Source organism: Methylomonas sp. BW4-1 (genome assembly GCF_052474385.1).
The window spans coordinates 33,615-55,224 of the sequence record NZ_CP184125.1 but is presented as its reverse complement, the minus strand read 5'-3'; the positions used below and the strand labels follow the sequence as shown (position 1 = coordinate 55,224).

The 21,610-nt window shown below is 51.4% G+C and carries 20 protein-coding genes; 10 read left to right on the top strand and 10 right to left on the bottom strand.

Annotated elements, in window-relative coordinates; genetic code table 11:
* Positions 1 to 54: 54 nt before the first annotated feature.
* Positions 55 to 954 (top strand): LysR substrate-binding domain-containing protein, encoded by a 900-nt coding sequence (locus ACH5Y9_RS00260; protein ID WP_445368048.1) that lies wholly within the window; start codon positions 55 to 57, stop codon positions 952 to 954.
* 143 nt (positions 955 to 1,097) lie between these two features.
* The gene (locus tag ACH5Y9_RS00255) at positions 1,098 to 1,772 is read left to right on the top strand and encodes a hypothetical protein (protein ID WP_445368047.1); all 675 of its coding nucleotides are present in this window, start codon (positions 1,098 to 1,100) and stop codon (positions 1,770 to 1,772) included.
* Between the two features lie 95 nt (positions 1,773 to 1,867).
* On the opposite strand, the gene ACH5Y9_RS00250 is transcribed toward ACH5Y9_RS00255, so the two are convergent.
* From ACH5Y9_RS00250 to ACH5Y9_RS00240, 3 genes are all read right to left on the bottom strand, one after another.
* A complete protein-coding gene (locus ACH5Y9_RS00250) occupies positions 1,868 to 3,460 on the bottom strand; it encodes a SulP family inorganic anion transporter (protein ID WP_445368046.1) in 1,593 nt (530 codons plus the stop codon).
* Positions 3,461 to 3,490: 30 nt separating this feature from the next.
* Entirely contained in the window at positions 3,491 to 4,123 is a 633-nt protein-coding gene (locus tag ACH5Y9_RS00245; protein WP_171694331.1) for a carbonic anhydrase, read from the bottom strand.
* A 264-nt stretch (positions 4,124 to 4,387) separates the two neighbouring features.
* Positions 4,388 to 5,083, bottom strand: a complete 696-nt coding sequence (locus ACH5Y9_RS00240) for an SDR family oxidoreductase (RefSeq protein WP_445368045.1) — start codon at positions 5,081 to 5,083, stop codon at positions 4,388 to 4,390.
* 141 nt (positions 5,084 to 5,224) lie between these two features.
* Between ACH5Y9_RS00240 and ACH5Y9_RS00235 the strand changes: the two genes are divergently transcribed.
* Positions 5,225 to 5,425 carry a KTSC domain-containing protein gene (locus ACH5Y9_RS00235; protein WP_033158359.1) on the top strand — a complete coding sequence of 67 codons (201 nt, stop codon included), beginning with the start codon at positions 5,225 to 5,227 and terminating at the stop codon, positions 5,423 to 5,425.
* A 97-nt stretch (positions 5,426 to 5,522) separates the two neighbouring features.
* Here ACH5Y9_RS00235 and ACH5Y9_RS00230 read toward each other — a convergent pair whose 3' ends face one another.
* Both ACH5Y9_RS00230 and ACH5Y9_RS00225 read right to left on the bottom strand, forming a co-directional pair.
* A complete protein-coding gene (locus tag ACH5Y9_RS00230; RefSeq protein WP_445368044.1) occupies positions 5,523 to 6,407 on the bottom strand; it encodes a 3'(2'),5'-bisphosphate nucleotidase CysQ family protein in 885 nt (294 codons plus the stop codon).
* A 17-nt stretch (positions 6,408 to 6,424) separates the two neighbouring features.
* Positions 6,425 to 7,396 carry an oxidoreductase family protein gene (locus ACH5Y9_RS00225; protein ID WP_445368043.1) on the bottom strand — a complete coding sequence of 324 codons (972 nt, stop codon included), beginning with the start codon at positions 7,394 to 7,396 and terminating at the stop codon, positions 6,425 to 6,427.
* A 144-nt stretch (positions 7,397 to 7,540) separates the two neighbouring features.
* On the opposite strand from ACH5Y9_RS00225, the gene ACH5Y9_RS00220 reads away from it, so the two are divergent.
* The 4 genes from ACH5Y9_RS00220 to ACH5Y9_RS00205 all read left to right on the top strand — a co-directional run bounded on the left by ACH5Y9_RS00220 (position 7,541) and on the right by ACH5Y9_RS00205 (position 11,095).
* The gene (locus ACH5Y9_RS00220) at positions 7,541 to 8,590 is read left to right on the top strand and encodes a threonine aldolase family protein (RefSeq protein ID WP_445368042.1); all 1,050 of its coding nucleotides are present in this window, start codon (positions 7,541 to 7,543) and stop codon (positions 8,588 to 8,590) included.
* 92 nt (positions 8,591 to 8,682) lie between these two features.
* On the top strand, positions 8,683 to 10,548 hold the full coding sequence (locus ACH5Y9_RS00215) for an intermembrane phospholipid transport protein YdbH family protein (protein ID WP_445368041.1): 1,866 nt from the start codon (positions 8,683 to 8,685) through the stop codon (positions 10,546 to 10,548).
* On the top strand, positions 10,545 to 10,742 hold the full coding sequence (locus tag ACH5Y9_RS00210) for a YnbE family lipoprotein (protein WP_064010563.1): 198 nt from the start codon (positions 10,545 to 10,547) through the stop codon (positions 10,740 to 10,742). The genes ACH5Y9_RS00215 and ACH5Y9_RS00210 overlap by 4 nt, the downstream gene beginning before the upstream one ends.
* A gap of 11 nt (positions 10,743 to 10,753) precedes the next feature.
* Positions 10,754 to 11,095: a YdbL family protein gene (locus ACH5Y9_RS00205; protein ID WP_171694325.1), complete on the top strand. Its 342-nt coding sequence runs from the start codon at positions 10,754 to 10,756 to the stop codon at positions 11,093 to 11,095.
* A 576-nt stretch (positions 11,096 to 11,671) separates the two neighbouring features.
* Here ACH5Y9_RS00205 and ACH5Y9_RS00200 read toward each other — a convergent pair.
* Positions 11,672 to 12,445, bottom strand: a complete 774-nt coding sequence (locus ACH5Y9_RS00200; RefSeq protein ID WP_445368040.1) for a hypothetical protein — start codon at positions 12,443 to 12,445, stop codon at positions 11,672 to 11,674.
* 7 nt (positions 12,446 to 12,452) lie between these two features.
* Positions 12,453 to 13,334: an Hsp33 family molecular chaperone HslO gene (hslO, locus tag ACH5Y9_RS00195; protein ID WP_445368039.1), complete on the bottom strand. Its 882-nt coding sequence runs from the start codon at positions 13,332 to 13,334 to the stop codon at positions 12,453 to 12,455.
* Positions 13,335 to 13,409: 75 nt separating this feature from the next.
* Between hslO and msrA the strand changes: the two genes are divergently transcribed.
* The 3 genes from msrA to ACH5Y9_RS00180 all read left to right on the top strand — a co-directional run bounded on the left by msrA (position 13,410) and on the right by ACH5Y9_RS00180 (position 17,103).
* Positions 13,410 to 14,042 (top strand): peptide-methionine (S)-S-oxide reductase MsrA, encoded by a 633-nt coding sequence (gene msrA / locus ACH5Y9_RS00190; protein WP_445368038.1) that lies wholly within the window; start codon positions 13,410 to 13,412, stop codon positions 14,040 to 14,042.
* Between the two features lie 256 nt (positions 14,043 to 14,298).
* Complete coding sequence (locus ACH5Y9_RS00185; RefSeq protein WP_033158350.1) at positions 14,299 to 16,152, top strand: methanol/ethanol family PQQ-dependent dehydrogenase; 1,854 nt, start codon at positions 14,299 to 14,301, stop codon at positions 16,150 to 16,152.
* Positions 16,153 to 16,245: 93 nt separating this feature from the next.
* Positions 16,246 to 17,103: a quinoprotein dehydrogenase-associated putative ABC transporter substrate-binding protein gene (locus ACH5Y9_RS00180; RefSeq protein WP_445368037.1), complete on the top strand. Its 858-nt coding sequence runs from the start codon at positions 16,246 to 16,248 to the stop codon at positions 17,101 to 17,103.
* Between the two features lie 15 nt (positions 17,104 to 17,118).
* Here the strand turns inward: ACH5Y9_RS00180 and malQ are convergent, their stop codons facing one another.
* From malQ to glgC, 3 genes are read right to left on the bottom strand one after another with little or no spacing between them, the layout of a single operon-like run.
* Positions 17,119 to 18,591: a 4-alpha-glucanotransferase gene (malQ, locus tag ACH5Y9_RS00175; RefSeq protein ID WP_171694320.1), complete on the bottom strand. Its 1,473-nt coding sequence runs from the start codon at positions 18,589 to 18,591 to the stop codon at positions 17,119 to 17,121.
* 18 nt (positions 18,592 to 18,609) lie between these two features.
* Entirely contained in the window at positions 18,610 to 20,301 is a 1,692-nt protein-coding gene (locus ACH5Y9_RS00170; protein WP_445368036.1) for a glycoside hydrolase, read from the bottom strand.
* Positions 20,291 to 21,571, bottom strand: a complete 1,281-nt coding sequence (gene glgC / locus ACH5Y9_RS00165; RefSeq protein WP_033158346.1) for a glucose-1-phosphate adenylyltransferase — start codon at positions 21,569 to 21,571, stop codon at positions 20,291 to 20,293. The genes ACH5Y9_RS00170 and glgC overlap by 11 nt, the downstream gene beginning before the upstream one ends.
* Positions 21,572 to 21,610: the final 39 nt, after the last annotated feature.

Below are 21,610 nucleotides of genomic sequence, written 5' to 3'. Positions count from 1 at the left end.
ATATTGGGCAGAAGACCGGAAAATGGATAACATTGTTCCACTGGAGGAACAATCATGCAGATAGAACCTAACGACCTGTGGCTATTCGCCAAAATCGCTGATGCCGGCAGTTTTTCCAAAGCCGGCGAATTGCTGGGTTTGCCTAAGTCAACCTTGTCGCGGCGCATCAGCAATCTGGAAAAACAACTGGGCGAGCGCTTGCTGCAACGCACCACCCGACAGCTGAATTTGACCGAATTTGGACTGCGCTTGTTACAACACGGCCGACAGGTCAGCGAGGAAATCGAAGCGGCGATGGCATTGGCACAACATCGGCAAATCCAGCCCAGCGGTGCACTACGCATCTCGATGCCCAACGACTTCGCCAATCTGTTTTTGGCTCCCTTACTGGCTCAATTCAGCAACAGCTACCCGGCTATTACCTTGGAAATCGATCTATCTGCACGGCGGGTGGATTTGCTCAGCGAGAGTTTCGATCTGGCGATTCGGATGGGCGATTTGCCGGATGATGCGACGTTGACGGCCAAGCGCTTGAATCTGCAAACCTGGGGCTTGTATGCGTCTGAAGCTTATTTGCATAAGCGCGGCACACCTGCGCACCCTGAAGAATTGTTGGAACACGATGCCCTCAGCCTGTTGGCCGGTAATCGAGAAGCGCCGGTCTGGCGCTTGACGAAGGGTGAACAACAATGGCTGGGCATGCCGCCGGTACGCATCCAAGCCAACTCGCCGGAATTATTGGTCAAGCTGGCAATGCAGGATCAAGGCATCGTCGCCGCGCCGGATTCTTACGCCAGCACTTACATGCCCAATCAGGAACTGGTGCGCGTGCTACCGGAATGGTGTTTGCCGCAAACCACGGCTTGGTTGGTGTTCCCAGGTCGGCGTTTGATGCCGACCAAGACCCGGGTGTTTATCGATTTCTTGGAAACGCATTTAAAAGACTTTACATGAGACGTAATCGGCAACTGGGGAAACGGCAAAACCGCCTGGCCGCATAGCTTATTTGTTTGACTGAAATTACCTGTGCCTATAGAATCGCCGCCGCCTAACGCATGGTTAGGAAGCCTGTCGTTTCAACAATTTAAGGAAAATTCATGTTTAGATCTTTGGCTATTTCACGCGGCATCCTTCTGTTAGGCGGCATGCTGGCGATCAGTTCGGCGCAAGCAACCGTGGTTGCCGGCTCGGATTTCATCAAGACTGCAACGACTCATTACGTTATTAACTCAGCGGGAAGCTTTGCTACCTACATCCCCTCTTTTATCGTAATCGGCGCAGACGGTTCGGAGCCAAGTGAGAATTTCGGACCGTTCACTATTTTCGGGTCATTTGACGTCGAGCGCTATCAAAGCACGGCAAGTGCTTCTACAACGTCGGCAAGCGGTGAAATTACCGACAAGCTATTGTTTACCAACGCCAACGTCACACTGAACGGCGCAATCCATAGCTTCAATTTCCCGAGTTTGCTTAGTCTTATGACCAGCGACACGGCGTTTCAGTCGGAGTCGGCATCTCTCGGTTGTACTATCCCACAGGGCCTTATTCCTTCCTGTGTGACCATGCCCAACCCAAACCCATCGTCTTGGTTCGGAACCCTAAGCAATGAATCCATCAGCATGAACGGCTTCGCAGCAGTCGATAACATAAAAGCGGGTTACAGTTATCACATACAGGCGTCCGTGGTCCCGTTGCCAGCAAGTGTCTGGCTATTTGCTTCAGCCCTGGGACTGGCCGGCATCACGCAAAGAAAACAGCGTGTCATAAAATAGTTCATAAGGCATCGGATCCGTAGAGCGCAAGGCTTTGCATCTTGCTGGATTGATGCAAAGCCCGCGTGTCGCAGAGCCTATGAACGTGTTTCCCGCTAATGCCCAGCCGCAGCCAAGCGGGGTATGAAGACGGCTTCCTGCTCAAGCAATCGAGACTCCAAGGCCAAACCTTGTAATTCCACTTGGATATTGCGATCCGGCGCCGCTTGCAGGAAATCGCTCAGCGTTTCCAGAATATCGTGATCGATAAACAGGGCTTTGCCGCCGTCAATGATCAATTCGCTATCGTCGGCGATACTGGCAAGATAATTACGAAGCAAGGCTTTATTTAAAAAAGACACGTCCTTGTGCAGCCTCAGCAAGTAGTTGGGCCCATGCTGGGTTAAGGTGATAGCCGCATGGAAGTTGGCCCGCAAGACGAAAAAAATACCGCACACCATGCCAATCGCGATACCTTCCAACAAGTCGGTAAATAAAATCGCGAACACGGTAATCGCAAACGGCACAAATTGATTCAAACCTTTTTGGTAAAACTCCACAAACATGGCCGGCTTCGCCAGCTTGTAACCGGTTTGCAACAAGATTGCCGCCAGACAGGCTAATGGGATCATGTTCAGAAAATGCGCGAAAAACAATACGCTGATCAATAACAACACCCCATGGAAAAAGCTGGATACCCGGGTTTGACCGCCGGCATTGATGTTAGCCGAACTGCGCACAATCACGGCCGTGATCGGCAAACCACCTATCAATCCGCTGAGCAGGTTGCCCAGGCCTTGGGCTTTCAATTCGCGATTGGTCGGCGAAACGCGCTTATGCGGATCGAGCTTATCCACCGCTTCAACGCTCAGCAGGGTCTCCAGGCTGGCGATGATGGCCAGGGTGAGCGCGATGCTGTATATCTTGGGATTGCCGAGATAGCTGAAATCCGGCAAGCGCAACTGGTTAACAAAATTGCTGGTGGAGCCAAGTTCCGGTAAAGACACCAGATACTTGACGCCGATGGACCATTCAGGTGCCGCAGCCAAGGCCCAGGCATTGAAAGACACTCCCCAAATCACCGCCAACAACGGCCCGGGAATCATCCGCAAGGCATTAAATTGTTTGATGAAAGCGCTTTCCCAAAAAATCAGAATCAATAAGGCCACGCCAGCCACCAGAGTCGCGCCGGGCGAAATGCCGTGCAGTGAGTGGGTAAACTCGATGAAGCTGGAACTGGCGGTATCCGGCATATAACTCTCGTCAGCCGCGTAGCCCTCATCGTAACCGGTGGCGTGCGGGGTTTGCTTGATGATCAGGATCATACCAATAGCCGCCAACATACCTTTGATCACCGCGGTAGGGAAAAACGCGGCAATAGCCCCGGCGCGAAGGAAACCGAACAGCATTTGGAAAATCCCGGCAAACATCAGGCTCAACAAAAAAGCCTTGTAATTGCCCAAGGTTTCGATGGCGTTGAAAACGATGACCGTCAGGCCAGCCGCGGGGCCGGAGACACTGAGCTGCGAACCGCTGCACAAGGACACAACGATACCGCCGATCATGCCGGCGATAACCCCGGCGAATAAGGGTGCGCCGGACGCCAACGCCACCCCCAAACACAAGGGTAAGGCCACCAGAAATACCACAATGCTGGCCGAAAAATCCTGACAAAAATATTTCAGGTAATCATTAAACTGCATTTTCATAGACGGTCTCCGTGCGGATAACTGGGAGCCTTAATGGGCGTATTGGTAGATGTTGTGAATCGGCGAGGTGGCGTCGATGTGTATCAACTCATTCAACAAACCGTCGTGCAAACCGTATACCCAGCCGCGCAAACTGACTTTTTGGCCGGACTTCCAGGCCGATTGCACGATAGAGGTGTGGGCCAGACGTTGCACTTGTTCGATGACATTCCACTCGATCAATTTGTTGAGCTTGCGTTCGGGCTGTAAATTGTCCAGTTCGTCTTGGTGCAAGCGATACACTTCCTTAATGTGCGTCAACCACTTGTTGGCAATCGCCAAATCACCGCGTTGCTGGCGCAAAGCGGCTTCAACACCACCGCAGCCATAATGGCCGCAGACGATCACATGCTTGACCTTTAAGGCGTTAATCGCGTACTGCAGCACGCTTAAACCGTTAAAATCGGTGGTGATGACTTGATTGGCGATATTGCGGTGCACGAATATTTCGCCGGGTTGGGCATGAACGATGGTATCGACCGGCACGCGGCTGTCGGAACAGCCTATCCATAAAAACTCCGGATGTTGTTCCTTGGCCATATTGATGAAGTAATCGGGCTGTTTACCGGTCATGGCTTCTGACCAGGCTTTGTTTTCCAGCAGCAATTTGTTGGGAGTCTGCATAAACCCCTCCTCTTGTGTCGTTGCGATGTAAACGATGCGATTCTTAGGCGTCGCACTTAAGCAACCGATGTATTGGAAGATCGTATCGGCAGCCGAACAAATAATATCGAATCGAAATTTTTATGCAAGCAATAACGTTTCGATTCGATATTTTTATCGCTAATGAGCATTAGCTTGAGGGGGTATACGCACCGCTTATGCAGACCTAAGCAGTGGTTCTGATACTGACTTATTTAAGACGCGAAAACTTAGAAGCCAAAAAGCTTACCAAGGCAATGCCGAGCCATCGTACTTAACAAAGCTGCCGCTATCGGCCAAGCTGAAATTGGCTATCACCTTACGCATGCCCGATACGCTTTCTTCAACGTCAATCAGGCCGTTCGGTCCGCCCATATCGGTTCTGACCCAACCCGGATGCAGAATCAATACGCCGATGGACGAAGGCCGCAAATCGATGGATAGGCTCTTCAATGCCGCATTCAAACCGGCCTTGCTGGAGCGGTACAGAATGCTGCCGCCGCTGGTATTGTCGGTCATGCTACCCATCAAGCTGCTCAAGGCCACGATCAAGCGTTTGTCGCCACTCTGCACCTGCGGCAGGAAGGCTTCGGCCAATTTAAGTGGCGCCATCACGTTGACCGCCAGCACGTTTTCCCAGGTTTGATAATCCAGTTGCCCGAAACCGCGACCGGTTTGATCGCCGTAAACGCCGGCATTATTCAGCAAGACATCGATTTTGCGGTCGGCTAGCTTGCTTGCCAACGCATCGATTTGGCTGAAATCTGCCACATCCAGTGTCTCGATTTGAATGTGCGAGTATTGTTTGGCAAGCGCCGCCAAATGTTCGGCCTGGTCCGGCTTGCGGCAGGCCGCGATGACCTGGTAATCGGCGGCGGCATATTGCCGGCAAAACTCCAGACCCAAGCCGCGATTGGCGCCGGTAATTAAAACAGTTTGCATCGTTACGTCTCCAAACGAGTGATTGAAAAATAAGGGAAGCTATAGTTTTACGCAGTCTTGATAAGTAATTGCCGATTGAACTATTCGTATTTAGCCATGCCTCACCGACACAGTTTTAGCATGAAATTCCCGGAGGCTACTATGCAAATGCAATCAGTTAAATCCAGCACCATCGACGTGATCGGCTACGACGAACAAACCCATAAATTACGGGTGTCATTCAAAGACCGGCAAGCTCAGGATTTTTGCCATGTGCCCGAACACCTGTTCGCCGCATTTCTGAAAGCCCGCTCCAAAAACCGATTTTATAAGCGTCACTTCCAGGATTTGTTTCCCTGCTGAAAAAGACCGAAGCCACCATCCATACCCGATAGATTCAAAACCTTGCGTCTATCGGGCCTCATTCACTAGCAAGCCATAAAACGGGCAACTTGTTCGCTTATCCCTGCCGTAACTGCCGGTAAAGCCTGATCATGCTATCGGCGATAGCTTGTTCCGAGCCATACAACACGCCGCAATGATTCATAAACGTCGAGCCGTTCGGATTTAATAGTAACGGTTTGCCGTGTATATCGCTGACCGGCGCGCCGGCTTCCTGGAACAAACAAGCGGTAGCCGCGTAATCCCAAACGCTGCCGCCGCCCTTATCCAGCTTAGGAAATTTGAAATAACACGCCGGTGCCTCAGTCAGCGCTTGACAGGCATTTAAGGCCGCGCCGCCTTGCAAACGCAGCTTGGCCTCGGCATAGCCCAACTCAACGGCAATCCGTTGCAATTCGACTAGCGTAGCTTGGTACAAGGGGTCGTGAGCAAAGCTTTTATCGGTAATGAACGTCAAGACTGGCGCAGGCGGTGCCGGCTTAAAAGCGTGTTGGTTTTGCCAAGCGCCTTGGCCTGTAATCGCCCGATACAGCGTATGAGTTAAGGGATCGTAAACGACGCCAATCAGCGCCTCTCCGGCGCGCGATACCAAGGCGATGGACACCGAATAACCCGGCACGTTTTCGATAAACGGCAAGGTGCCGTCTAAAGGATCGATACACCAGAAATAGTCGTGTTGCAGACGCGCGCCGTCATCCAGACTTTCTTCCGACAATAAAGCCAAATCGTATCTGGCGCAGATCGGCCGCAAGGTTTGCAGAATAATCTCCTGACTCAAATGATCGATTTCCGTCACTACCCGAGCAGCCAGACTGGCGCCGCCGTCTTTGCTGTTTACAACAACCGCAGTATGCGCAGACCTGGCAATCAATTGTCCGGCCTGCATCGCAGCGGAGATGGCACACTGGCCGAGTAAATACAGATCGTCCGCTGACAAGCGCATCGGTTCTCCTGGTAATTTTATAATTGGGCGATGACTTGCCGCGTCAGCCGCTCGCTATAGCTGTTGGGGGACCAATAGCCGGGACTCCAGCCTTTTAAAAAGCGGTGAAAATCGGTCCAGGCTACTGGATAAAGTGCCCGCCAATCACGTTCGACCGCATCGGCATCGACGGGTTTTTGTTGACGCCTCAACGCCTGTTGCAAAGCCTGAAAATAAATATCCAGCAATTCGCTCTCCCGGCGCTGGCACTCGTCCTGGCCCAAACAGCTATCGATAAAATACGCGACATCCTTGATTCCGCAACCGCCGCCGACGTATTGAAAATCCACTGCCGCGACCCGGCTGCCGTCCGCCGAAAAACAAAAATTGGCCAATTTGGCATCGCCGTGCACAAAGGTTTGGTAAGGCGTATCGCGCAGTTTTTGATCAATCATCGGCGCGGCATTTTTCAAGACAATATCCTGCAAGGCCTCCCATTCGTTGGGCCGGGTTTGCAGATGCCAATAAGTGCCGGTGGGCCACAAACCACTGGGATTTTCACCGATAAACGTGGCATGAAAATTGGCCAGCCAATTTAAACATGTGCGTATCTCCCCTTCCCCGGCCCGCGAGCGGCGTTGCGGAAACCCCACCGGATGCAGATCTTCCAAGACCATGACTATATCCTCACCGAACATTTCGAAAGCTAAACACGCCGGGACTCGGCAATCCGCGTCGCAACGTTTGGCCCATCCTTGGTACCAAGCCGCCTCTATCTGATAAGAGCGGACTTTGCGCCGATGCGATAAATCTTCATTGGAACCGGGCGTTTGCAGACTTTGTGCCGACAGTTTTACGTGTTTGACGATCACGCTAGCACTGTCGCAGCCGCTTACGCCATAGCGCAAAATATAGCCGTAGCCGCTCCACAGACTTTGAATGGTTTCAAGTTGAAATGCATCATCGGCACCGGTCGCCTGAAGCACGAGATCGCGAATGGTATTTTGCATGAGTTGAGAGTGCCTTAAAAGATTGCTATTTTCCGGGAATACGCCGAACGAAAGTCAGGCTCGCGTGTCGGATTGCGGTATCGTTGGTATAGTTCATACCGTCGTATAGCCCATACATTAAACATCACCGCCATGATAGCAACCATGAATTTTGCATCCGATAACTGGGCCGGCGCTCATCCGGCCATTTCCCAACGTTTGTTGGCAGCCTCCGCGGGCTTTTCAGCCCCCTATGGCGCCAGCGCGCTGGATCGCAAAATCGAGCAACAGTTTAACGAGCTATTCGAACGGGAAGTCGCAGTCTATTTCGTCAGCACCGGCACGGCCGCCAATTCGCTGGCGCTGGCGGCCGTCAACCGTCCGGGCGGCGTCTCGTTTTGCCATCGAGAAGCACACATGCTGGAAGACGAATGCGGCGCACCGGAGTTTTTCACGCATGGCGCACGGTTGGCGCCAGTGGACGGCGACAACGGCAAAATCGATCCGGAAAATCTGAAAGCGGAAATCGAGCGTTTCCCGCCTAATTTTGTGCATGCCGGCCAACCCATGGCCATTTCCATCACTCAGGCCACCGAGATCGGCACGCTTTATCAACCGGAGGAGATTGCCGCGATTGCCGACATTGCCCAAACTTACGGCTTACCCTTGCACATGGACGGCGCGCGCTTTGCCAATGCACTAGTCTCGCTGGGGTTAACGCCTGCGGAAATGAGCTGGAAGCTAGGGATAGATATTGTGTCTTTCGGGGCCACCAAAAATGGCTGCTGGTGCGCTGAAGCCTTGGTGTTTATGAATCCGGCACAGGCCAAAGATTTACCGTTTATCCGCAAGCGCGCCGCGCAGTTGGTATCTAAAAGCCGATTTATCGCCTGTCAGTTTGAAGCGTATTTAGACGACGGACTTTGGCTGAATCTCGCCTGCCACGCCAACGCGATGGCGGCGCGTTTGCAAAACGGCATTGCCCACTCAAAAAACGCCCGCCTGGCCTGGCATGCAGAAGCCAATGAGGTGTTTGCCGTGCTAGACCAAGCGCACGCGGACCTCTTGCAACAACAAGGGGCGGTGTTTTACCCCTGGAATCCGCCGCGCGCAAACCCTGGCCTGGTAGCCGACCAGGAAGTATTGGTGCGTTTGGTCACCACTTTTGCGACGCAGGCGGAGCAAGTCGATGCCTTTATCGAGCGTTTGGGCTGAGGGCAGCCGATTTTGCGTGTCTATCGTCCCAAACTCCCAGCTCCCATGTACGGCTTAGTCACGCAACAGACCGGCTACGGCAGGCTATGAACTTGCCTGCCACCACAAATAATTTGCAGCAGCGCGGCTCATGGCGGCGCAAGATGGCTATTACGCTGCTGATGCTTGGGTTATTTTGCCTGGCCCTATGGTGGCAGCGTTCAGTTATGCTGGAGTTACTACTGCAACAGGCGCTGAAACAAACCTCGCTAAGCTCACCCTCGCTGTCGGGGCTGTCGTTTGATTCCAAGCAAGCCAAGCTGGCTGAAATCAGCTTCGGCCTCGCCACACCGGCTGGCAACTTATCGGTTGCGATGCAGAATGTTTCAACCGATTACGATCTGGAAAAGCGAACTATCAGCAACGTCAGCATCGGTCACGCCGCGCTAAAATTCAACTACCACCCTACCGACCAAGCCGCGACGCAGACATCGGAAAACAATCCCATCAGCTTACCGCTGGACCGATTGAGCATCGCGAAACTGGAAGTTGATGTAGATACGCCTTGGGGCTTGAGCAGCTTTGCTGGTCAAGCGGAGGTTATGCGTAGTGAGGCCGACTCCTTCAAGGCAACGTTTCGAGACACTCAACAATCCATTCACCTAGATATCGAACCCGGTTTTAGCGCCGCCAAACTCAAGGTCCAACGGCTGCCAACTGGCAAACTATTCGAACTGGCAGTCCAACAACTGGATAGCCCCACCAAGCAAATCAACCTGAATGCCGGTGCACTTTCGCTAATCGAATGGCTCAGCAACAGCCTACTGATACCGCAGACTTTGCGGGCAAAAACCCAGTCATACGACTTAGCCAAATTAAACCAGCTACTAAGCGCCACGCAGCTCAGTGCAAGCGCCACTACGCCGGACAACTTTGCCACTCTGCAAGCTGAAGCCTTTCTGACAAAAGATAAACAGTCTCTGCTGGCTATGGATTTGTCGATGACGAACAAGCAAACAATCGATATGAACGGCCGCCTGGACATGGCCGCCAGCCAGGCATTCGATTTAATCAAGCCCTGGTTACCGGCCATGGCGGCCAGTTGGACGGTTGCCGGCGGCAAGGCACACGGAAATCTAAAACTGCATCGGCCAAGCAAACAAGATGTTTCCGGAACGGCACAATTGATTATCGCCGATTTGGCCTTGACGGCCGGCGCGGCGAAAATCGAGAACGGCAAGGTGGAACTGAACATTCCGGAGCTGGCGGATCGCGCCTTGGACTTGTCTGCCGAGATACCTACGCTGGGATTAGGTAAAGACTTAATAGCGCAAAATCTTAGTATCAAGGCCCGCTATCTCGATCAGGAACTGACACTAAGCCAAGCCAATCTGGCAATATTCGGCGGCATCATGGAATTGAAACCGGACAAAATACCGCTGGAGCAAACGCCGATACTGCTGACTTTACGACTGCATGACATCGATCTGTCGCAACTTTTAATAAGCCTGCATTATCCGAATATTTCCGGAACCGGCTCAATAGACGGCGAACTACCGTTGCAGTTGTCGGCGGGGGCCATAGATGTGCAAGACGGCAGCCTCAGCGGCACACAGCCGGGTGTGTTACGCTATATGGGACCGGCCGATAGTCAGAATATCGCCTTTAAGGCTCTCAAAAACCTGGTTTACCGGAATCTGCAAGCCAAGGTAAATTATCGCCCAAACGGCGACTATCACCTGGGCTTACGCCTGGAAGGCAATAACCCGGAAGTATTGTCCGGCCATCCGCTGGCGTTTAACCTAAATATCAGCGGCCAGCTACCCGAGTTACTACAAAAAGGTATTTTAGCCGGCGATTTGGAACGGACCATTCTGGAACAGGCTATCGCCAAACCGGCCGATGCAGGAGCATCGCCCAAGCCCCCAAGCGGGGATCAACCACCCAAACCGCCGCCGGCGGACCGGAGGAATCAATGAACTGGAAAGCTGCAAGCAGCGCGGCCATCTTGTGCGGCAGCATCTACCTGACGGGGTGTTCGCCCTCCGTAAGGTTGGAAGCGCCGGACAAACCGATTGAGATCAATATGAACGTCAAAATCGAACACGAAATCCGTCTGAAAGTGGAAAAAGACGTAGACGAATTGCTTTCCAGCCAAAAAGGCTTGTTTTAAAGGAGCGAGTGATGAACAACAAAAATTTGCTATCAATTTTGGCGCCTTTGTTTCTGGGCTTATATCTGACCGCCCTACCGGTCAACGCCACCGATCTAGCCCAGGCAAAATCGGCTGGGTTGGTGGGTGAACAAATGAACGGTTTCCTGGGCTTGGTTAAGCCCGATGCATCGGCCGAGATAAAAGCCCTAGTTGAAAGCATTAACGCCCAACGCCTGGCGGAATATCAACGCATAGCGGCTAAAAACGGCGTTGCTGTGGAGGAAGTAGGTCGACTGACCGCTCAGAAAGTCATAGGCCAAGCGGCACCGGGACAATTTGTAGAAACGGCTTCCGGCTGGACCCAGCGCTGACAGGCAAGAGCCTATAAGGCAATACTGCACGGTATTCAAACGGCTCGAGATTTAGCCGGCAGCAAAGTAAAAATACCTTCATTTGTTCGCAGTGGCACTAATAAGTCAAATTTAGCTATCTCCCGACCTAAACCTGAACATCACCAGCACCACTCGGGAGAAGTTACCTTGCGATCCCACTTAGTCAAGGCGAGCAAAATTCGTTAAAACCGCTGGCTGGACAAGCAATTAGCTCTCTAAAGCGTCAATAATCAGACGATTCGGTCATTCGCTTACGCCGAGGAGAAACCAGGCAGAATGCCCACAAAATCAATGTGCGACAAATTGTCACACTTTTTTGTGGACAGCCGTATTTTAATCCAATAGAATTCGCCCACTTTCAGCGAAGCGCTGACGATTCGAAAGAATCGTGATCGTTAAATGAGGGGGGGGATAGGCGACCGTTAATCCGGTATAACAACAACAATAAACGCAAGAAATTAACCTACTGTTCAACGGTAGGCGTCCAATCAATATAAAAAATAACACAGGACGAAGCCCACTCAATGTGGGCTTTTTTATGCCTGCCGTTCTAGCTTACATGCCCGCCACTTTTTTCTCGTCTTCTTCCTGGAAATTCCTGTAGTTGATGGATATTTTTAAACCGGCAAAGCGGCCGGACATTTTGATCAATTCGGACGTGGTTTTGTCGAACATCAGCCTGACTTCGCTCAAAGCTCTGTCCTCGTAGCCTTCTTCGATGTCCTTGGCGTCTAGCCGAAAATGGTAAAGATAGACTTCCTGTTTTTCTTCATCGGTGATTTCCAACGGCTCGCCCAATTGTTTAATCACCGTGGCTTTTTTCGGAAGCAACGCGGCGATTTTTTCCATTTGATCGGCCTTGGCTCTCAACTGTTTTTTCTCTTCATTGATTTCCGCGCCGCCCAGCGAACGAAATGACGCTTCCAAAAACTCCGGCGGCGCAATTTGTAAAAACAGGTTGGAGAAAGTCCAATCGGTGATCTTGTCTTCCTTGTTAAAGGCCAGATCGAGATAAAAACTAATCTCCGGCGCGATCAACTTACTGTCTTTGTCTATCTTACGAAACCAATAGCGCCATCGCTTGCCGTCGCCGGTGTGTTCCTCGCTGCTGGCATGCAGCTTGGCCAGCGATACAAAATCTTCGCTCAACAGCTTGGGTTGTTTGAAATGCACAGTGAAATCCTCTTTAGACGTCACCGCAAAATAACGATCAAACTCGTCCATTTGCAAATAAGTTTGGTAGGCGTGCAGCCAGTGCAAACACCCGGTCATGGTACTGAGCAATGCAAAAGCCAGGAACAGGCGAAAAAAGCGATTAATTTTATTCATAGCACCCTCAATGCCGGGTAGGCGAGTTAGTATCGGTTTCGGCTGCCGGATTGGTCAGCAGGTTCTCCACATCAACCTTGTCAAAGTGGTATTGCGCTCCGCAAAATTGGCAATCGACTTCGATGTCGTCGCGTTCCTGCAAAATCGCCTCCAACTCTGACCGCCCCAATGCGACTAAAGTGCCGCCGATTTTTTGCCGGGAGCAATTGCATTTAAATTCCACCGGCTCCGGGTCGTAAATCCTGACCTTTTCTTGATGAAATAAACGGTGCAATAAGTCCTCGCAATCCAGACTCAACAGTTCGTCGGCGGTAACGGTATTCGCCAATATTTCGATGCGTTCCCAGTCGGCTTTGTTCTGATTGCTACTCGGTAACTCCTGGATGAACAGGCCGGCCGCATGGGTTTGATTGGCAAACAGCCACAACCGGGTATCGAGTTGCTCGGACTGAGTGAAATAGGTTCTTAACACATCCGCCAGCGTTTCCGCCTCCACACCGACGATGCCTTGATACGGTTCGGCATTCTCCGATTCCACGGTCAATACCAATCGGCCGCCCTCACCTACCATGTCCAGCAAATTTGCGCCGGCAACAGTGGCCTCACTGCGCACCAAGCCTCTGATTTGCCGTTCATTGCTGGATTGCGCTACCAGGGCTTTCAAATCGCCGCCGCCCTGAATCTGCATGATCATCGCGCCTTTAAACTTGATGGTTGCCGACAACAACACCACCGCCGCCAAGGCTTGTCCCATTTGCGCATCGACGGCATCATTGACTAAATGTTGATATTGTTTGGCTTGCTGCCAACTTTGTTCCAGCCGCACCCATTCGCCACGAACTCCGTGTTCCTCGAAAATAAAGCGGCGTAAGCAATCTTGTTGTTTCATGATTTAGTGGAATCCTCTTGAATAAGCGGAGATTATAATCCGCACACCCTCATCATTCGACCTCGGGATGCACTCATGTCTTTTCTATTCAAAAAAACCGCCATGCCCAGCGCCGACCAAGCCTTACCCGGACGTCAGCAAGCCATAGACAGCGGCCTATTTCACGCCGTCAACGGACATCCTATCCATCCGCCATTTCCGGCGCATCTGCGACAAGCCGTGTTCGGCATGGGCTGTTTCTGGGGTGCCGAGCGTAAATTCTGGCAACAAGCCGGCGTATTCAGCACCGCAGTGGGCTATGCCGGCGGCTTTACGCCCAACCCTACTTATCAGGAAATTTGCACCGGCATGACCGGCCACGCCGAAGTGGTGTTGGTGGTGTTCGACCCGGGCGTAGTGTCTTACCAGGATTTATTGGCAATATTTTGGGAATCTCACAATCCCACCCAAGGCATGCGACAAGGCAACGATGTCGGCACCCAATACCGATCAGTCATCTATTGCCAGGACGACCAATATCAAACAGCCGTGGCAAGCCAACAACAATACCAAGCAAAATTAACAGCCGCCGGCTTTCCAGCAATCACCACCGAAATCCGCAATGCTCCGACTTTTTATTATGCCGAGGAAGATCATCAACAGTATCTGACTAAAAACCCGTCCGGTTACTGTGGCTTGGGCGGCCTGGGTGTCTGTTTTTCCAGATAGCCGAATCGCCGAGAAATCCTAAGGCATTATAAGACTTGAGATTATTGTTTCCCCGCCATCCCGGGAGAGTTTTTCCGGTTGACTTTTAGGAAAAAATCCTTCAATTTACGCGCTTGGTGTGGCTCTCCCTCTGCGCTCGGTTATAGCCGAACAAGCCCTAAAGGGCAGTCATCCAAACAGAGCTTTAAAACTAATATTAGTCTTAACAACACAAAACCGTACTCTGTCTCATCAACAGATTACCAGGAGGAAACATATGAAGAAGCCTGTAAAAAACTGGCTGCTTGCTTCGACTGTAGCGACTTTACTTGCTGCACCAACTGTCTCTACCGCTAACAGCGATGTTGAAAAACTGACACAAGACCCAGCCAACTGGGCTACATGGGGCGGCGACTACGCCGGCACACGTTACAGCAAGCTGTCGCAAATCAACGCTCAAAACGTTAAAAACCTGCAACCAGCCTGGTCTTTTTCTACAGGTGTTTTGCGTGGTCATGAAGGCGGCCCTTTGGTTGTTAACGGCGTCATGTTCATCCACACTCCGTTCCCAAACACCGTTTACGCGATCGATCAAAAAACTAAAGCAGTCATCTGGGAATTTACCCCAACCATGGACGCTGACGTCACCATCCCAGTAATGTGCTGCGATACCGTTAACCGCGGTTTGGCTTACGGCGACGGCAAAATCTTCCTGCAACAATCAGACACCGTACTGACTGCGCTGGATGCCAAAACCGGTAAGCGCGTATGGAGCGTACAAAACGGCGACCCAAAATTGGGTATGACCAACACCAACGCACCATTGGTTGTTAAAGATAAAGTCATTACCGGTATTTCCGGTGGTGAGTTTGGCGTACGCGGCTTCTTGGCTGCTTACAACATCCGCACCGGCCAGCTGGAATGGAAAGGCTACAGTATGGGTCCGGATAAAGACACCCTGTTGAAACCCGGCAAATCCACCACTTGGCAAGACGGCAAAGTCACCCCTGTTGGCGCTGACTCTGGCACCAGCACCTGGAAAGGCGACCAATGGAAAATCGGCGGCGGCACTACCTGGGGTTGGTATTCTTACGATCCTAAACTGAACTTGGTTTACTACGGTTCAGGCAACCCATCGACCTGGAACCCTGTACAACGTCCAGGCGACAACAAATGGTCCATGTCTTTGTGGGCGCGTGACGCCGACACCGGTGAAGTTAAATGGGTTTACCAAATGACTCCACACGATGAATGGGACTATGACGGTATCAACGAAACCGTTCTGGTTGACCAAGAAGTCAAAGGCAAAATGCACAAAACCATCGTGCATTTCGACCGTAACGGCTTCGGTTATACCCTGGACCGCGAAACCGGCGAATTGTTGGTTGCTGAGAAATTCGACAAATCCGTCAACTGGGCTTCTCACGTCGATCTGAAATCAGGCCGTCCTGAAGTAGTGCCAGAGTTTTCTACCGAGCACAACGGTGAAGACGTCAACACTGTAGGTACTTGCCCTGCGGCGTTGGGTTCTAAAAACCAACAACCTGTTTCTTACTCTCCACAAACCGGCCTGTTCTACATCTCAGGCAACCATTTGTGCATGGAGTATGAACCCTTTGAAGTTTCATACACTGCTGGCCAACCTTATGTAGGTGCTACGCTGTCCATGATGCCTGCCGGCGCTGACGTGCTGACCGGTAAAAAAGACGGCACCACCAACTTGGGTCAGTTCACTGCGTATGACGCTAAAACCGGCAAAATCGCTTGGTCCAACAAAGAGCAATTCTCTGTATGGTCAGGTTCGGTTGCTACCGCTGGCGGCGTCGTATTCTACGGCACCCTGGAAGGCTACCTGAAAGCAGTTGATGCTAAAACCGGTAAAGAATTGTACAAATTCAAAACTCCGTCCGGCATCATCGGTAACGTCAATACTTGGGAATTTGAAGGCAAACAATACGTTGGCGTTCTGTCAGGTATCGGCGGTTGGGCTGGTATCGGTATCGCTGCCGGTATCGACGACGGTACTTCTGCATCCAGCTCAGAAGGTTTGGGCGCGGTGGGTGCTTACAGAAGCTTGAGCTCTTACACCAAACTGGGTGGTACACTGACTGTGTTCGCTCTGCCTAACTAAGATCTAACTCGTTAGATTTCAGTAAAGCAAGCCTTGGCCGAGTCATCGGCCAAGGCTTTTTTACGTATAGACCCCAGCTAAAAGGAAACTGCGATGAAAATGCTCTCAACCGCCTCAAGATTGTTAATGACGGCGACCTTGGCGGTAGCCACTATTTCCGTGAATGCCCAAGATAAATTCCGGGTTTGCGCCGACCCGTTAAACCCGCCTTATTCCACCAAAGAACAAACCGGCTACGAAAACAAAATCGCCGCCCTATTTGCCGAACAGTTAGGACAGGAACTGGAATATACCTGGCTACCGGAAAGAATCGGCTTTATCCGCAACACATTGAAAGCCGAGAACGATAACGGCGAAGGTTTTAAATGCGATGTAGTGATGGGCGTGCCAGCCGGCTACGATCTTACCGATACCAGCAAACCCTACTTCCACTCGACTTATGTGCTGCTGATTGCCAAAGGCCGCGGCTGGGACGATATTAAAGACAGCGCACAACTAGCCAATCTCCCATTGGCCAGGCAGGAAAAGCTGAAAATAGCAATGTTCGACCGCGGCCCAGGCACAGAATGGCTGCAAAAAAACGGCTTGCTGGAGCAAGGGATTCCCTACCAAAGCATGACCGGAGACAGCGAACACAACACCGCTATGCAAATCGAAAAAGACTTACGTGCCAAAAAAATAGATATGGTGATACTTTGGGGACCTATGGCGGGATATGTGCAATCGCAAGCCCCAAAAGGCAGTTATATTGCTATACCTATGCAATCTTCACCGGGCTTAAAGTTTGATTTTTCAATAGCCATGGGCCTGCGTCAAGGCGACAACAAACGTAAGCAACAACTGAATGATTTGATCGACAAAAACCTGGATAAAATCCAGGCCATCATCGCAAGTTACGACATCGCTGTATTGCCGATCCCGGCAGACACCGGCAAAAAAGACGACGATTGAAATGCCATTTAAGAGCTAACGTCCAAACAATCTAACCAGATGCGCAAAATGTCCGGCTTTATCATCGGTTAATTGCGACCAATCGAACCGCCAGCGCCAATTTCCTTCGGTTGTGCCTGGCGTGTTCATTCTGTCGGGTGATCCCAACTTCAGAATATCCTGCATCGGAATCACCGCCAGATTGGCAACCGAGCCTAACGCGGCATGAATCAAGGCGCTGGGCATAGGTAGGCTAGACCAGCCAAGATAATCGTATATACGCTGTTTCTCGCCGTCATTAAGCCCTTCGAACCAGCCCAGCGTGGTATCGTTATCGTGGGTACCGGTGTAAACCACGCTATTTTTCTGATAATTGCAGGGCAAATAAGGATTGCGACTATCGTCACCGAAAGCAAACTGCAAAATTTTCATGCCCGGCAAATCGAAATCGTCGCGCAAAGCTTCCACTTCTTCGGTGATGATTCCCAAATCTTCTGCCACCAAGGATAGCGAGGCAAATTGCTCCTGAATAGCCGCCAGCAATTCCGCACCCGGCGCTTTAACCCAACGCCCGTTGATGGCGGTGTGCTCGCTGGCCGGAATCTCCCATGCCGCCTCTAAGCCGCGAAAATGATCGATTCGCAAAATATCGAACATTTCGTACTGGGATTTGATTCTATCCAACCACCAGTTAAAACCGGTTTTCTGCAAATATTTCCAGTCATAGTGCGGGTTCCCCCAACGCTGACCGTTCTCAGAAAAATAATCGGGCGGCACGCCGGCCACGACATCCATTTCGCCCAAATCGTTAAGTTTGAAGACCGCCCGGTTCGCCCAAACATCGGCACTGTCATACGATACAAAGATCGGAATATCGCCAAACATCAGTACGCCATGCTTGGCGGCGTAATCTTTCAACTCGTGCCATTGCCGGAAAAACACATACTGCTCGAATTTGATCGTTTCGATCACAGCCTTCAGTAACTGCTTTGATTCATTCAGTGCGCCCGGCTCGCGTTGCTTCAGCGCGTCCGGCCATTGATTCCAGCTTTTATGTCCAAACACATTGCGCAAAGCGATAAACAAGGCAAAGTCATCCAGCCAATCGGCCTTTTCCACGCAAAACTGTTTAAAATCGTGCTGCTGCTCGGCATCAGCCAAGCTTTGAAAACCGTAAAAGGCTTTAGTTACCAAACAACTTTTGGTGTATTCGGCGTTGGTATGGCAATCGCCGCAACGGTCGGTAGTTTGCAGCCAACCCTTATCGGCTAGCCATTGAATGTTAATCAGGGCAGGATTGCCGGCATGTGCCGACAAGCACTGGTAAGGTGAACCGTCGCCATGCGTCATGCCCAGCGGCAAGGTCTGCCAGACGGTAGCACCTATATCGTGCAGAAAATTAACAAAATTGAAGGCTTCCTTACCCAAATCACCACACTCTCCACGGCCCGGGAGCGATGTTATATGTAACAAAACACCTGCGCGGCGTTTATCCAAGAGAGCACCCATGTTGTTTATTCCGTTTTATTATATTTGAATACCGCGCCGCATTGCGCCACCCATCGCCGGGCTACCGCTACCTTGCGTAAACGACAAGGCCAGATACGGCGGCGGCTCTTCGCCCAGCAAACGATAGAGATTGCTCAAATTAAGCCGATACTGTTTTTCAAAATCGCTGACCGCTTCGCCGGGATTATAATCACCGAACCACCAAAACCAATCCGACCCCTCGCAGACGCCCAATTGCACCTGTGCGGCAGCCAATTGTTGCTCGGAGAGTTTGCCGTTGGCGACCGCTTTGTCGAAAGCGTTTTTGACATCAGCCAACATCTCCCAGCCGCAGTTCTTATCGGCATCGCCGATCCAAGTCGAAAACGTACCATACACCCAACTACCGGCCACCAATTTCGGCAAGGACCCAGACTGGGGAGCGGCACTATCCAGATAGTCAGAAAAAGTGGTTAATTCGATACGCGGATGTTCGCTAAGCCGCTTATACAGCGCACTAAGAAAATGATACCCGTTATCCGGAAAATATTCCCAGGCATTTTCGCCATCCATGATTATCGAAACCAGGGGCGTCTGTGGCTCATAATCGGCGATATTTTCCAAGTGCTGAATCAGATCGGCCACCGCATCATCAGCATGCCATTTTGAATATTCAAATCCGATTAAATCCGACAAGCCGTCGTCGCGAAAAAAACAGGCGATCTCCGCAGAACCCAGCTTAAAGGGGCGATGCACAGCAACTGCTTCGCCAACCGCGCTGGCGCGTATGCTGTTATGCAACACATTACCGCCACTGGCGGCCCATTTGAAACCAAAATCAGCTAACACTTCCAGGGTCCGCTGACTGATACTGCCCTCGGACGGCCAGCACCCTTGCGGTTCGAAACCGAAAAAATGCCGAAAGGTCGCCAAGCCTTTTTGCAAATGCCAACGCACGCGCTCTTCACCACCGGGGTAATGACTAATACCCGGCAAGGTTACTCCAGGCATTGCCTCGCGGACACTGTCTATCTCGAGCATCAACGGCATGATGGGGTGCGCATAAGGCGTCACCGACAGTTCGATGCGGCCTTTTCTAGCCAAAGCCTTATAGCGGTAGATAACTTTCGACAACAGATCGCGAATAATTTCGACAATCTCGATCCTATCATGCAGACTAAAGCCGCTGCCTTTTTCGATTAAGCGTTTGACGCGGTTATCGTTGAGCTTGACCGTCTCGCCCATCCAGACCAAGTGATACCAGACCAGAATGTCGGAAATAAATTGCGCATTCAGGTAATTGACTGAGTCCTGGTGAGCTTCAATCCAGTCTGCCATATTGGTTAGCTTACGAAAAGCCGGATAGCGTTCGATCTGCCGCTCTCGGTTGGCTTTCCGGCAATCGCGTAACAACTTTAAGCGCTTTTCAGGATCGGCGGAAACCGAAGGTTCGACCAAAGCAGCCAACAGAGGGTCCTTGATGGCAATTCTATCGTGCAAATAGCCGTTGACTTGGTTGGAATAATCTTCGATTTGCTCCAATAGGATAGGGGCAAAATTCACCACCGCTTTAGCCCCCGGCACGGCTTCCAGATGCGCGACCATATCCACATAATCCTTGATCACATGCAGATAGGTCCACGGCAGCTTGAATTCCCCACTCTGCATGTCGCGGTACTCAGGCTGGTGCATGTGCCAGCAGAGCACCAGCTTAAGCTTTTTATCGGACATAATTCCGTCTTTGTCCCAGCATATCGGATGTCACCAACACCACCCCGCCCTCGCTGACGTGAAAACGTTTTTCGTCTTCCGCCCTGTCCTCGCCGATCACGGTACCTTCCGGTATTTGACAACCCTTTTCGATGATGGCTTTGGTAATCCGGCAATGTCTACCGACATTCACTTCGGGCAAAATCACTGAATCCTGCACCGAACTGTAGGAGTTAACACGCACCATAGAGAACAGTAAGGAGTGGCGCACTGTGGCGCCGGAAATTACGCAACCGCCGGAGACCATGGAGTCAATAGCCTGGCCGCGTCTATCGTCATCGTCAAACACAAATTTAGCCGGTGGCGTTTGCGCTTGATAGGTCCAGATCGGCCAGGTGTTGTCGTACAAATTCATATCGGGTTTGACACCGACCAATTCCATATTGGCCGCCCAGTACGCATCGATGGTTCCCACATCACGCCAGTAACTTTGTTGACCACTTTGTAAATCGAGGAACGGATAGGCGTTGACCCGATATTTTTCGATCACTGACGGAATGATGTCCTTACCAAAATCACGGCTGGAGCCTTTGGTATCGGCATCTTTGATCAGTTGTTCGAACAAGAAGCCAGCATTGAAAATATAAATACCCATGGAAGCCAGCGCAGTGTTTTCCCGGCCGGGCATGACCGGCGGATTTTCGGGCTTTTCCACAAACGCCTTGACCCGGCGATTTTCATCCACATGCATCACGCCGAACGCTTTGGCGTCTTCCAGCGAGACTTCGATACAACCGATAGTCAGATCGGCCTTGTTGGCAACGTGATCGGCCAGCATCACCGAATAGTCCATCTTGTAAATATGATCGCCAGCCAATACCAATACAAACTCAGGATTACGGGCTCGCAAGATGTCGATGTTTTGGTAAATCGCGTCAGCGGTACCTTGGTACCAGGAATGCTCGTCGTGCCGTTGTTGCGCCGGCATCAAGTCGACATATTCACCAAACTCGCCGCGCAAAAAACCCCAACCCTGCTGGATGTGGCGAATTAGCGAATCAGCTTTATACTGGGTAAGGATACCGATCTTGCGAATGTCGGAGTTGATACAGTTGGATAGAGGAAAGTCGATGATACGGAATTTACCGCCAAACGGCACCGCCGGCTTGGCCCGCCAGTCGGTCATATCCTTCAGCCGCGATCCGCGTCCGCCAGCCAGAATTAACGCAATGGTGTTGCGGGTTAAATCATTGACCCGTCTCTCCGTTTGATGTGTATCGACGACTGACATGTGTATCCTCTTTCAATTAAATAAGCTTTACCGCCCAAA